Origin of the sequence: Streptococcus jiangnanensis (assembly GCF_040888325.1) — a bacterium.
Classification (GTDB): domain Bacteria; phylum Bacillota; class Bacilli; order Lactobacillales; family Streptococcaceae; genus Streptococcus; species Streptococcus jiangnanensis.
Genome location: NZ_JBFNFF010000002.1, coordinates 113,045 through 127,821, shown reverse-complemented (window position 1 = coordinate 127,821; position 14,777 = coordinate 113,045). Strand labels below are relative to the sequence as shown.

Genomic DNA, 14,777 nt, shown 5'->3' with positions numbered 1-14,777 from the left:
CTTATCTTTCAAAGATAGACTGTCTGAAATCATCTGTGGCACGTAGATAAGCGTTGAAAATACGATACTTGAGTTGGGCGACGCTACTCTTGGAACTGTCTGATAAGGCACGATCAATGTTCTTAGCTGAGGCATCCGCTAGTACTGCTAAGTACATATAATCTTGTAATTCCTCATAAGAAGAAATCGTAATTTGTCGTTTGCTATCTAATTTTCCTGCTTCAAACTCGATAGTGATGGGGCGAAGGAAGTTTTGAGCCTTGTTGTATCGCTCATTCAACATAGCTTTCTTCAAATCCTTCCATGATTCATACTGACTACCGTAGAGATTTTTAAGGATCAGATCATCTCCAACTACTCCGACATCTCCACGGTTCCAAGTTGAGTAGGTCTTATCACCTTCTTTGAGGGCTTGGCCAGCGTATTGGCCAGATACATATGGGACAAATCCTTGTTGGTAGCCCTTGTCTCCTAGCAATTCGTAGGCTCTACGGCGGAACATAAGCCCACCAGGTGCACCAGTTGGATTGTCCAGAGCTGCATAGAAGGAAGCAAACATATTGATGACATAGTAGCCATTTCGTCCAAAGCTAGCTCTATCCCAACCATCGCGACGACCAATGATATTATGATCAACCAGAGCATCGACAGATTTTAGTTTGGCTGCTTCTTCGGCAGTTATAGGGACAATTCGATCATCAGCGTGGGCTTGTTTACCATAAGAAGTTTTTTCAAAGTTATAATTTTCAGCCTTACGGTACCATTTCATTTTCTGTTGATCAGTTAGAACACCAGTAACAACATCCCCTTCAACATAATCCAGAAGGTTCAGTACGTCAAAGACTCCATGCATGTAGTCTCGAAGAGCATCTGCTGAGGAGAATCGTGCAACAGGATCATAGGTATGGTAACGTGTGGTCGAATCTTTATCTCCTTGATAGAAGCTATTAAGTACGAGACCTTTTTCGCTAACATTGGTTACAGACTCTAACATCCCTGTAGCAAAGCTCTCAGGTCCTTCACCCTCACGACGACCATGTCCTTCAAAATAGATAGAACCATCCGAGTTGTGGGTCATTTCATGGGTATAGACCATGGTTCCAGAAGCTCCCAGCATCTGGTCATAGACGTAGAAGACTTCATAACCATTGGCAAAGGCTCCTAGTCCATTGTCTCCGTGATACTTGCCAGCAGGACCAAAGAAATTGTACATAGCAACAGAGGTCTTATCATTACGCGGAGCCCAATATTGCTGGCCTTTATCATTATAAAGAAAGAAACCGTCTGTAACAATCACCCGTCTGAATAGAGTGTCTTTCCTGTTTGGACTTAGAATGTTGTACCACATGTCATAGTGGTTTCGTTGCCATTCAGCTGATTGATCCACAAGTTTTTCAACGTGTCGATGGAGTTCCTCTCCTGAGAGAACTCTGCCACCTTCTTTCCTGTAGCCTCCAAAGCTACCAAAGGCAATGGTCGACATATTGCTGATGATATAGACATCTCTTTCAGGTAAGGTCAGAAGCTGGAGAACCATTTGCTTGAAGCCCCAATCTCCCTGAGTCAGTCTGTCGTAGACCTTGATTGTATACTTACTCTTACGATCTGCATTGTCCTGTTTAGCCTGAATTTCTGGCAGACTTGAACGAGCTTCTACGATATAAGCCTTGGTATTTTCCTTGAACCACTCACTGTTGGTTTTGTTTGGTAAGAAGAGCTCGCGCAGACTTTCTAAGTAAGCAAAGAGGTCTCCTTTGCCTTTTTCCTTGGCTAGGGATTGTCGGTAAGCATTGAAGTTGTTTTGCGCTCGAAGATTGCCCATTCCAGAGTTTCCGAGAGCGATGATAGTATCCAGTGTCGAAGCTGCTTGGTTGCCAAAGAAATCAAACTTATAGGCATTAAGATCTTTGGTATTGAACGTTCCATAGTTGACATTGTACCAACGATTGAGATAGGTCAGACCAAGCAGGAAGGCCTCTTTGTTCTTCAGAATCTTTTGGCTAATCGCATCAGCTACGGCAGGGCCTAGGGTGTTAATCGACTTGTCAACTGAAAGTACCTTGAGGAGCTCCTGACCTAGTTCAGCCTTGGTTTGTTCAAAGGCTTTTTCTAGATAAAGATCATCTAAGGAAGCTGTTTCACCAATCCCTAATACTTTACGCACTGCAGTTGAGTCATAGGTCACAGCTTTGAGTTCTTCCAAGACACTCGCTTTAATGGACTGGTAGTCAGATAGGAAGGCTTCTGGCGTATAGAGCAAATTCTTATCAGCGATGCTATATTCAGCAATCTGGCCATTGGCAAAATCTCCCTTGTAGGCCAGATCAAGATAAGCAATCGTCTTATCTGCATAATGCAGCATCAGTCTATTGATTTCACCCTTATAGCTGTTGACATCTGTTATCAGTGTCTCATCTTTCATCGGAACCACATCTAGCAGGGCTACTTTGTTGAGTTTATCATCTTCAGCTAATTGGTTGGCTGTATGAACGATGAAGTCTTTGTTGTAGAATGGTAATAGTTTTTCTACATTTTCGTAGGCTTGCTTTCTGGACTCTTGGGCTCCCCTCACTCGACTATAGTCTGTTTGATGCTGGTAAGCTTGCTGCAATGGCTCCTGGTCCGTCAAGTTTGAAGTGATTCCAAAGGACTGACGTTTGGCTTGCGCATCGGCCTCTGAAATAGAACGGACAAAACGTTCATCTTTTCGATTTGCTGTAGTTCCTTCAAGAACATAAGAGTCCCGAACAGAAGCCTCAGGATAGGGATCTCCTGTCATCGCATGACCATTTTGAACCTTGACACTGGTCAAGATATTTCGGACCTGTCCATTGTTCCAAGTAGATCCGATCGCTCCACCGACTTGGCCAGAATGACCTCCATTCTGGATAGAACCACTCACATAAGAAGTTTCTAATCTAGCTCCATTTTGCAAGCGACCAATCAAGCCTCCAACACGCTGGTCTCCATTTCGACCTGTTACTTGGATAGATACATCTGCTTGGCTCTTCTGCGCCAGTGATTGGTTGCCGTGGAAACTACCGACCAGGCCACCAACATTGTACTCCTGCCCTCCTTCTTGGGTGCTGGTGATGGACCCTTTAAAGGCAACATTGGTTAGTTTTGTGTTTTGGGCAACTCCTACGAGTCCACCGATATGCTTGTTCCCAGATAGACTACCACTTACAGAAACATCCGTAATCGTTGCATTCTGAGCATTGCTAGCCAAGGCCCCGATAGAGTCCTTACCTGTAACCGCAGCCGATTTCAAGGTCAGTTGCTGGATGGTGGCATTTTTCAAGGTTGCAAAGAGTGGTTTTGCCAAGTTGTAGATGGTATAATCTTTGCCATCCACTCGGCTAGTTAGGCTACCTGAAAATTCTTCTGGAACATAGCTTGTCGCAGACTGTTCCAACTGGAATTCATCTGCTGAAACATCCGCTCCTAATGTGAAGTTTCCAGTCGGGTTTGACTTCATGGCCTCTACGAGCGCTTTGAAGGACGTATAGACACCTTCTTGGCTAAGAGGCGTTTTCGGCAGTTCAAAAGAGTAATCTGGACGATAATGGTCCCCTTCTCCCTCGACGAGCTGATTAGCTGATACCGTTACGGAGTAGGCATTTCCCTTATCTGTAATCTTAGAAACGGGTAAGAGCATATCCTTGAACTTGTCTGACTGAATGCGGACATAGTAGTTGTCCAAATCAGACGGCACTTCCGACAGAGATAGGTAACGTCGGTAGTGACTGCCATCTTTACCGTACAGTTCGATGCGGTCGATGTCTTTGATTTCAACCTTCTTATAATCTAGCTGAACTAGGCGTTGATCCTCTATACTAGTTTGTTCCCCTTGACCCAGATCATATTTCATGACAGTTTTGAGGGTATAAGGAGTATAGTAGTCCAAGTCATCAAGTGTCAATTTTTGAGCGAGGTCCACAAGGTCGACTTCCTTGATCAGCGTTTCGCCCTTGTATAGCTGCACTTTGGCTGATTGATAGCTAGCTGTAGCATCCGTCAAATGATAGCTAAGAGAAACTTGGCGTTTGTCTTCTTCCTTCTCGACACGGACTAGAGAGAGGGTTGGTTTTCTCTTGACACCATCCAGAGCTTGACGAGCTGCCTCGAGATCCGTCCGAACTTGATCGACCAAGGCTTGATTGGCGAAAGGATTGTCCAAAACGAGCTTGGCCTGATCTAGAGCACGACGATAGCGGAGTTTGGCTTGTTCATCAGCATACTGGTAAGCAACTGTAGACTGAGTCACATCCTTCATGTCAAATTCAACTCCAAGAGTTTTCTTATCAACAGGTTGGCCGTCTAGATTATTCTTAGCAGTTTCAAGGGCTTTTTTCAAAGAATCAACCTGTTCTTGACTGGCATGAGATGTCTCAAAGAGAGCTTGGGCATTTGCAACTGCCTGTTTATAAGACTCTTGATCTGCAGTGGTATCATTGAAATACTGATGCGTTTTCTGAATGCTATCGGCCTCTTCCACTAATTGGTGTAAGGGTTCGAGGTCGAGAGTTCCTTTTTCTGGTTCCACAGGAGCGTGATCCGCATTTGTAGAAATTGGTTTTATACCGACTTTGATAATCTGAGGAACTGCTTCTTTTGTGACAGTGTTAGAGATTTCCTCTGTATTTTCGACTTTTCCATCTACTAAATACTGACGAGTCACAATCGTACGCACGCCCTCTTGACCTGCTTGACTAACTTCCCTTTGCCCCAAAGGCAGGTCTGCACTTTCCACTTCCTTAGTTGGATAGGGTTCTGCTACCGTCGTGGTGACATCTTTTTCTTCGACGTTTAAGCTTGGAACTTCATTTACAGGAGCGTCTGTTGGTTTCTCGCTAACAGGAGCTGTTCCGACCGTTACGATCTCTGATACCGCTGGAGTCGTCACTTCGTTGGAAATTTCCTGGCTTCTCTCTACTTTGCCATCTACTATGTACTGACGGGTGACGATTGTGCGCACTCCATCTTGACCAGCTTGGGTTATCTTGGTCTGGCCAACTGGCAAGCTATCACTCTCTACTCGTTCTCGAGTGTAGGGTTCTGCTACCGTCGTAGTAACATCCTTTTCTTCAACCTCTAGACTTGGAACTTCATTTACAGGAGCCTCTGTTGGTTTCTCGCTAACAGGGCCTGTTCCAACTGTTACGATTTCTGATACTGCTGGAGTTGTCACTTCGTTAGAGAGTTCCTGGCTTCTCTCTACTTTTCCATCTACCATGTACTGACGGGTGACGATTGTACGCACGCCATCTTGACCAGCTTGTGTTATCTTGGTCTGGCCAACTGGCAAGCTATCACTCTCAACTCGTTCTCGAGTGTAGGGTTCTGCTACCGTCGTGGTAACATCTTTTTCTTCAACGTTTAAGCTTGGAACTTCATTTACAGGAGCATCTGTTGGTTTTTCACTAACGGACTCCCCTGGGCTTGGTTTTGTAGGAGAAAGGACCTTGCTTCCGACTTTTCTAATCTCAGAAGTCGGCTCAGTCGTTACCTGATTGGAAACCTCCTCTGTATGGATCACCTGACCATTTAAAATGTAGCTGCGGGTCACAATGGTACGACTACCATTTTTCCCTGCCTGAATCACCTCAGTTTGACCTTGCGGCAAATCAGCTGCTTCTACTTCCTCTACTTGGAAAGGAATAATCTCTGTACGACTCGTATCTTTACTTTCAACCTTTAACTCTGGTTGTTCAAATACAGGAGCATCACTTGGTTTCTGAGCACGGTACTCTTCCTGCGCTTGGCTTCCGTTTGAAGTTTGAACTGGAGTATCAATAGGAGCCGAATGATTCAACTCTTTCTTGCTATCAGCTGGAGAGTTTACTGCTTTTTGAGATTTCAAATAGCCTACATATTGGTAGCCTTCAATCGTAAGTGGGGATTGCAATGCTTCCCCGACCTGTACAGTCAATTCCTGATTGTAGTCAGCGAGCATTTGATTTGTTAAAGCCAAGGAAGTTGGCGCGATTAGCTGACTTCCTAGACTAGTTAAGAGCATGAATGAAGCGAGTTTCTTGCGATCATCTCTGCCCAGTTTAATTGCTACGACCAGTAGTACAATACCTGCCCCCGCTGCAATTGAGCTAATGAGTTGGCTGTGACCAGTTGCAGGCAACTGTCTCGTCGGTCTATAAATCAAATAGTATGTATCATCTGTTTCCTCAACAAACTGTGGCAATTCTTTGACTACCAATTGCTTCTCTTGGTCCGTGAGCTCACTCTCTGTCACGTACTTATAGTGAATCTGTTTTGTGACGGATGGCGTCTGTTCACTAGCTGCTACACTAGCAAGAGAACCTCCTCCACTAAAAAGGTAGAAAACCCCTACCAGAGCAGACACTAGACCAACCGAAACTTTTCTCAATGAAAAACGCTGGTGCTTTTCTCCTAAATAACTTCTTTTCATTTCTAATCTTTCCTTCATCATGATTTGAATCCCCTCTATTCTACCGAAATTTACTAGATTATTCAATTTATTTGCTATAAATAATAGCCACAAAAAACTGCTAATCTTTTCAGTTCATTTACGCTTTCAAAATCCTTATCTTATCAGTTCTTGAATGCACAAACAAGATCAGGGAGAAACCACAGAAAAATTCCTAGGTGGCCTTAAACCTAGGAATTTTTCAAATTTTAATCAAACAGAATCGTTTCCTTATTTCTTGAAAATAGACTGTCTGAAGTCGTCTGTCTCACGAAGATAAGCATTGTAAATCTTCTTCTTGAGCAGGTTAACCCAGCTAGCTTCGACACGGCTAGTAGCATTGGTAATGTTGCGTACATCCTCTGCCACGGCTGCGTCCATCAACTGCTGCATCTCTGCATAAGAACGAATGGTTACTTTCTTGGTACTGTTTGGATTTTTAAGCTCGTACTCAATGGTAATTGGCTTCAGCTTGGTCAGCTGATCAATCCGCTCCTTGTACATGGCCTTCTTGAAGGCTGCCCAAGAGGTGTATTCACCTTTAAATACATTTTCCAAGACTTTCTGGTCTGTCACGAGACCGACATCTCTTCCAGACCATCCATCCCACGTTTTCATCCCTTCATCGAAGGCTTCCTGAGAGTACTGACCAGAAACATAAGGGACAAATCCGTCATGATAGCCCTTGGCTGCCAGTAATTCATAGGCTGTGCGACGGAACATAACGTCACCTGGCGCTCCATTTGGATTGCTCAAGGCTGAGTAAATTGGTGAGAAGAGGCTGAGACTGAGGTAGCCATTTCGATCATATTTTCCGCTTTCCTTGTTCTCCCGACGAGTGATCACATCATTTTCAATCAAGGAGTCAAAGGTCTTCAGCTGCTTGATTTCTTCAGCAGTGAAGCTTCGCGTCTGGTTACCTGCGTGGGTCTCCTTACCATACTTATCTGTAATATAGTAATTCTCCATCTTCCTGAACCACTGTAACTTGGCAGCATCGCTCTGCTTCAACATAGAAGTACCTTCTAGATAGTCCAAGGTGTAGATCATGTCAAACATACCATGGACATAGTGTTGTAGGTCTGCTTCATTTTGAACACGTTCCTTGAAGTTATATGTGTGTAGACGTGTCTTAGAATCCTTGTCCACCTTGAAGAGAGTATTGAGCGTAATGGTTGATTCATCTGCGCTCGGCGAAGATTGCAAGAGTCCGCGAGCATAGAGTTCCGCGCCTAGTCCCTCACGACGACCATAACCTTCAAAGTAAATAGCACCGTCAGAGTTATGGGTCATCTCATGCGTGTAGACTGAGTTACCATAGTCTTCCAACAATTTAGCAGCATCAAAGTGAGTTACACTACCCGTAGCATAGGCATTATAGCCCTTGCTTGGATACCACTTGCCAGCTGGTCCAAAGAATTCCTGCATAGCCTGTGATTTTTTGTCATTAGCTGGTGCCCAATATCTTTGACCATTCTTGTCAACCAATGAGAATCCATCATAAACCAGAACCGAACGGAAGAGCTTGTCCTTGCTTTCTGGACTCAGAATCTTATACCAGAAATCATAGTGGTCGCGCTGGTATTCAGCTGTTTTTCTCACTCTGTCTTCAACATATTCAATTAGTTCTGCGTCTGTGCGCACTCTGTTATTGGCATCCAGGCGGTAACGATCATAAGCTCCCATAGAGAGGGTAGACATATTAGAGATAGCATAGACACCTTTCTCAGTCATGGTCAAGAGTGGTAGGAGCATGCCCTTGTGTTCCCAATTATCTGCTGTAATCTTGTCATAAACACCGACAGAGTACTTGCTCTTGCCCTCGGCTGCGTCCTGAAGCTGTCTCGCTTCTGCTACATCGGATTTAGCCTCAACGATGTAGGCTTTTGTATTGGTCTTGAGCCATTCATTATTGGTCTTGTATGGAAGGAAGAGCTGACGGTAGCCTTCAAGGTAATTGAAGAGTCCTCGCTTGCCAGTTGCTTCAGAGAGCGAATTATCATACGCTGTATAGTTGTTCTTAGCCTTGAGATTCTCAAGTCCTGATTTCCCTAAAGCAATGATTGTATCAAGAACCGAAACGTCATTCTTACCATAGAAATCCAACTTGTAAGCCGACAAGTCTTTGACATTAAAGTTATCATAGTTGATATTGTACCAACGGTTAAGGTAAGTCAAACCTAATAGGAAAGCTTCTTTATCAGCAAGAATCTTCTTAACAAGATAATCCTTAACTACTTCACCTTCAGTATTGATAGCCTTATCCATAGCCAGCACTTTGCGAAGCTCACCTGATAGCTTACTTTTCACTTGCGTAAATGCGGTGTCTAAGTATAGTTCATCCAAAGAAGTATCTGCGGCTACTCCGAGAGCAGTTCGCATAGCTGGCGAATCAAGAACGACCTTGTTCAGCTCTGGCAACACTTGATTTAGAATACTAGTATAATCTGATACAAAGGCTTCTGGAGTATAAAGAAGATCTAATCCCTTCATCCTATACTCAGCAATACCTTGGTTGACGAAATCTCCCTGATAAGATATTTCTAGATAGTCAATGGTATTGTCCATGTAGTGAAGCATCAAACGATTGATTACAGTTTTATTGCTATGGATATCAGTGATAATCTGGTCACCCTTCATCGGAACAACATCCAGTAGGTACTCCCTGTTCAACTTATGCTCTTTCGGAATCTTGTTAGCAAACGAAACAATGGTTTCTTTATTGTAGAAAGGAAGCAGCTTCTCCATATTTGCATAAGAATATCCGCGGTCGAACTGAGCATTGTTTACCTCACCATAGTCGACAAAACGCATATTTAGATTCGTGTCATCTAGGCTAGTCGTGATGTCCATGGCAGTCAGTTTTTCTTCCATTTCTTCTTGAGTAATAGTAGAAGTAACAAACTGATCGTTCTTCAAGGTTTCACTTTTAGCAACTTTATATGCTTGCGTAATGCGGTCGTTTTTATAGCCCTGATCCCCAGAAATACTGTAAACATTTGTACCACTGACATTACTGATAACATTATCAACTAAACCATTAAAGTAGTTCGAGCCGACCACTCCACCGATTTGACCATTAGTGGTTGCATTATATAGTTTTCCTGTAACATACGATTTGGTGATTCGAGCATTATTTTCTAGACGTCCAACCAAACCACCGATACGTTGTTCATTTGATCGTGCACCACTAATAATTGTTACATCTGCTTTACTTTGGCTAAGAAGAGATTCTCCTCCTTTAAGGTTTGCAACCAAACCACCTACATTATAAGCTTTGATGTGTTGACTGTTAGATAGGATAGTTCCCGTAAAGGAACTATTTGTAATTTTCGTATTGGTTCCATTAACTACTAGACCCGCCACGTTAGAAGCATTTCCTACTACCGATACTCTCCCCTGAACAGAAACATCTGTGATTCGCGCATTCTCCGCATTGCGTGCCAGCGCAGCCGAGTCATAGGTACCCACGATATTCACGTCTTTAAAGTCGATATTGGAAATAACAGAACCACTCTTCAGGTTTTCAAATAAAGGTTTGGCTAGATTGTAAATCGCGTATTGCTTACCATTTTGACTACCTGTCAGACTGCCGGTGAAGTTTCCTTTGAGGTAGACATAATCCGCAGGAGCTAAGTTGACCTCACTCGCATCCAAATCAGCTCCCAGAACATAATTTCCTGCCATATTTCGCTTCATAGCTTCTACCAATCCTGCAAAGCTAGTGTAGACATTTTGCTGACTTGGGACTGCCTTACTGATGTAGAAGTCGTGCCCAGACTTGTAGCCCGTTTCACTTTCTTGGACGAGTTCAGGAAGGGTTACATTAACCTTATAGACTGCCTTGCCATCTTTCTCTGCTTCAGAAATGCTGTGAACTGGTAGGAGAATTTCCTTGGATTCGCTTGATTTGATCTTAACGAAGTAGGTAGACAGATCCGTAGGCATGGAGCTCATCGATACAAAACGCTTGTATTGGTCGTTTTCTTTATGATAAAACTCAACAGAATCAATATCACGGAAGGCAATCTTCTTGTATTCTAACTCAAAGTTACGACTGTCTGTTTCAAACTCAGTAAAGCTGCCATTATCTAGTTCATAAGTCAACTTGGTTTTTAGAGTGTAACCTGTGTAGTAGTCTAGGTCGCCAATTTTCAGGCTGCCAGCAAAGTTGGTAATTGGAAGAGTGCGAATCAGCTGATCTCCCTGATACAATTCTGCAGTCGCCGAACGGAAGGACTGGGTCTGGTCTTCCAATCTATATTGAACCGTAACCGACTTATCATCAGCATTCTCAGTCAGACTTAAAACCGCAACAGTCGGCTTGACTTTAGGCACTCCATTTAGAGCTTCTTTGGATGCTGTCAGGCTAGCAAGAGCTTGGTTGACCTGTACTTGTGTAGCAGTCTGATTGTTCAAAACTCCCTCTGCCTTGGTCAATTCGTCAGTATAAGCTGTCTGCTTTTCTGAATCCGCATTCTTATATTTAACAGAAGTTTTAATCGTTGGATTTAAATCGTACTCAGTCTGAAGAGCCGTTTTAACAACTTCAAGACCACTTAATTGAGCCTTGGCTTGATTGATTTGTTCCACCAGTTGGTTGACTTCTGCTTGGCTGGCTTGGGATTGGCTCAGAATCGCTTGACCTGCCGTCAAAGCAGCATCATAGTTATCTTGATGACTCTGACTATCGTTGAAATAACGGGCCTGAGCTTTAATCTGATCCGATTCTGCCAAGAGATTATGCAGTGAAATTAAATCGAACTCCTCTAAAGCTTCCGCTTTCGGCGCTTCACTCGGTACCATGGTTGGTTTAGCAGTTCCGACTTTGACGATTTGTGTTACTGGAGCTAGAGTTTCCTCGTTAGACAACTCTTGGCGGTCGATTTCCTGACCGTTAGAGCTGTAAACACGAGTCTTAATCGTACGCTCACCCTCAACACCTGGAGTTGTGATTTGGCGGGCATCACGAACCAAGTCAACCGTTTCTTCTTCACGAATGCTAAAGTTGATTTTTTCAACGCGCGTTTCATCTGTATAAGTCAGTGGATACTCTGGCAGAGCCTCTGTTTTCGGCGCTTCACTCGGTACCATGGTTGGCTTAGCCGTTCCGACCTTGACCACTTGCGTTACAGGAGCCAAGGTTTCCTCATTAGACAACTCTTGGCGGTCGATTTCCTGACCATTGGAACTGTAGACACGAGTCTTAATCGTGCGCTCACCTTGTACTCCCGGAGTTGTGATTTGGCGGGCATCTCGAACAAGCTCATCGGTATATTGCTCCTCGATGTTGAAGGGTATTTTCTCAACCCGAGTTTCGTCGGTATAAGTCAGCGGATACTCTGGTAAAGCGTCTGCTTTCGGCGCTTCATTTGGTACCATGGTTGGTTTAGCCGTGCCGACTTTGACAATTTGAGTTACAGGAGCTAGGGTTTCCTCATTGGACAACTCTTGACGGTCAACCTCTTGACCGTTAGAACTGTAGACACGAGTCTTAATCGTACGCTCACCTTGGACTCCTGGAGTTGTGATTTGGCGGGCATCACGAACCAATTCATCCGTTTCTTCTTCACGAATGCTAAAGTTGATTTTTTCTACGCGCGTTTCGTCAGTATAAGTCAACGGATACTCTGGCAGGGCGTCTACTTGCGGTGGATCGTTCGGTACCATGCTTGGTTTAGCAGTGCCGACCTTGACAATTTGTGTTACGGGAGCTAGGGTTTCCTCATTAGACAATTCTTGGCGATCGATTTCCTGACCATTGGAACTGAAGACACGAGTCTTAATCGTACGCTCACCCTCAACACCTGGTGTTGCGATCTGGCGGGCATCTTGAACCAATTCGTCCGTATGTTGCTCCTCGATGTTGAAGGCTATTTTCTCTACACGAATTTCGTCAGTATAAGTCAACGGATATTCTGACAGAATATCTGCTTTTGGTGCTTCATTTGGCACCATGCTTGGTTTAGCCGTCCCGACTTTGACAATTTGCGTTACTGGAGCCAAGGTTTCTTCATTAGACAACTCTTGACGGTCAACCACTTGACCGTTAGAGCTGTAAACACGAGTCTTGATGGTCCGCTCACCTTGGACACCTGGAGTTGTAATCTGACGACTTCCTTCTGGAATCTCATCTGTATATTGCTCGTCAATAGAAAAATCAATCTTTTCTATTCTAACCTCATCATTTGTAGTCAATTCCAACTCAGAATTCTCATGAATAGGAGCTGTATCAGGATTTGTCCCATATTCCGTCAGTTCTGGAATCTCTTGAACTGGAGGCGTATCAGAACTGGTGCCATACTCTGCCAATTCTGGAACTTCGTGAACAGGAGCTGTATCAGGATTTGTCCCATATTCCGTCAGTTCTGGAATCTCTTGAACTGGAGGCGTATCAGAACTGGTGCCATACTCTGCCAATTCTGGAACTTCGTGAACAGGAGCTGTATCAGGATTTGTCCCATATTCCGTCAGTTCTGGAATCTCTTGATCTGGAGGCGTATCAGAACTGGTGCCATACTCTGCCAAGTCTGGAACTTCGTGAACAGGAGCTGTATCAGGATTAGTCCCATATTCCGTCAGTTCTGGAATCTCTTGAACTGGAGTTGTCTCAGGACTGGTGCCATACTCTGTCAATTCTGGAACTTCGTGAACTGGCGCTGTTTCTGGAGTTGTGCCGTACTCTGTTAATTCTGAAACTTCATGAACAGGCGCTGTCTCTGGAGTTGTACCATACTCTGCTAATTCTGGAACTTCGTGAACAGGAGCTGTATCAGGAGTTGTGCCATATTCTGCCAATTCTGGAACTTCGTGAACTGGCGCTGTTTCTGGAGTTGTGCCGTACTCTGTTAATTCTGAAACTTCATGAACAGGCGCTGTCTCTGGAGTTGTACCATACTCTGCTAATTCTGGAACTTCGTGAACAGGAGCTGTATCAGGAGTTGTGCCATATTCTGCCAATTCTGGAACTTCGTGAACTGGCGCTATTTCAGGAGTTGTACCGTATTCCGTCAGTTCTGGAACTTCGTGAACTGGCGCTGTCTCAGCACTTGTGCCATATTCTGCCAATTCTGGAACTTCGTGAACTGGCGCTATTTCAGGAGTTGTACCGTATTCCGTCAGTTCTGGAACTTCGTGAACTGGCGCTGTCTCAGCACTTGTGCCATATTCTGCCAATTCTGGAACTTCGTGAACTGGAGTTTCTTTTGGTATCGAGTTAGTTGGAGCTGTTCCAACTAAAATAATTTCAGAAACAGGTTCAACCGTCACTTGATCAGAGATCATTTCGCTTTTCACGATTTCTTGATCCTTACGAAAATGACGAGTCACTACTGTACGTTGACCTCGAACACCAGATTGTATAACTTTTGATTGCCCTTGAGCCAATTCATCGGAATATTGGTATTTTGTCTGATAAGGAAGTTCTTGAACTGACTCCTGCTCACTAATTTTTAGTTCTGGCAAGTCATAAACGGTGCTTAGACGAGCAGACTCTCTCTCCTTAGCAGCTATAGCTTCTCTTTCTCCCTCAGTTAAAGCATCACCCTTATCCGAAACAATCTCTTTCATATCAGGATTTGTTTCACTCGGCTTAAGTTCACTTCCCTTCTCTTTCTCTAAATCAAGTGTCAGATTTTCCTTCAGAGCAGAATGAGCTAAATGACTATCATTTTGTTCTTTATTCTTTAAGTAACCGATATAGTCATAACCGTCAATTTTCAATGGTGCTGGAAGGGATTCTCCGAGACCCAAGTTAAGACTTTGATTATATGCTGCAAGTTCGATATTCGTCACTGCTAAGACTGTTGGAGATAGAAGTATAGATCCCATCCCAGTTACCAACAAGATCGAAGATAAATACCTCTTCCCATTTCTGCCTCTAACAACTACAAGCACTAGTAATGCAAGACCCATCGCTGTAAAAGTTGATTCCCAAAGGCCAGAGTGACCTGTCTTAGGCAATACTCCAGATGAATCCCCTTGAGTAGTCGGACGATAAACTAAGTAATAGGTCTCTGAAGCATCCTCAACATGCTTTGGAATCTCCCTGATCAAGGCACTCTTCTCTGCCTCCGTCAATTCAGACTCCACTACGTAGTGGTATTTGACCTGAGCAGACTGCTGACTTTGAATTTCTGCTGCCTTCACAGAAGTCAAGCCCTCAGCCATTTGCCCATTCAAAAAGAAGCTTCCAATAGTAGCCGAAACGAGCCCAACGGACAACTTCCGGAAAGAAAAGCGCTGTCGTTTTTCTCCATAAAACTGATGTTTCATTCTCAAAATTTCCTCTTCAATATATTATTCAATCCTTTCTATTCTACCCGATTTCACT

At 43.9% G+C, this 14,777-nt stretch carries 2 protein-coding genes; both read right to left on the bottom strand.

Annotated elements, in window-relative coordinates; translation table 11 throughout:
- Position 1: 1 nt before the first annotated feature.
- Positions 2-6,448 carry a ZmpA/ZmpB/ZmpC family metallo-endopeptidase gene (locus tag AB2B49_RS03305; RefSeq protein ID WP_463260700.1) on the bottom strand — a complete coding sequence of 2,149 codons (6,447 nt, stop codon included), beginning with the start codon at positions 6,446-6,448 and terminating at the stop codon, positions 2-4.
- Between the two features lie 228 nt (positions 6,449-6,676).
- Positions 6,677-14,719 (bottom strand): SIALI-17 repeat-containing surface protein, encoded by an 8,043-nt coding sequence (locus AB2B49_RS03300; RefSeq protein WP_320691914.1) that lies wholly within the window; start codon positions 14,717-14,719, stop codon positions 6,677-6,679.
- Positions 14,720-14,777 lie beyond the last annotated feature (58 nt).

Excerpts from the sequence above, each read along its gene's own strand:
- AB2B49_RS03305 (WP_463260700.1), bottom strand. The coding sequence starts at position 6,448 with ATGATGAAGGAAAGATTAGAAATGAAAAGAAGTTATTTAGGAGAAAAG.
- AB2B49_RS03300 (WP_320691914.1), bottom strand. The coding sequence starts at position 14,719 with ATGAAACATCAGTTTTATGGAGAAAAACGACAGCGCTTTTCTTTCCGG.